We start from the raw sequence: 247 nt of genomic DNA on the forward strand, positions 1-247 counted from the left end.
AGCTGGAGCTCCGCTACGGCGCGACCGGGCGGCCGGAGCATCGGTACGGGGTCAAGCGGCGCTAGCCGGTGGGGCGGCGGCGCGCCGCGGTCGTCAGGAGCACGTCCACCCCGAAGGCCACGGCGACGACGGCCGCGCCCGCGATGAGCGCCAGGACGACGTAGAGCAGGGTGCGGGCGGCCCTCGTCTCGGTCGGCTCCAGCGACTGGCCCGCCACGATGACGTCCTGCCCCACGGGCTTCGCCAC

The 247-nt window shown here is 76.1% G+C and carries 1 protein-coding gene; it reads right to left on the reverse strand.

The annotated features are described in order from the left end of the window. Positions 1-61: 61 nt before the first annotated feature. On the reverse strand, positions 62-247 hold a 186-nt coding region (locus AC1RPN_RS09155), incomplete at its 5' end, for a hypothetical protein (protein WP_481763872.1).

It is taken from the genome of Dellaglioa sp. CoH-57-MRSF-20, assembly GCF_056781955.1.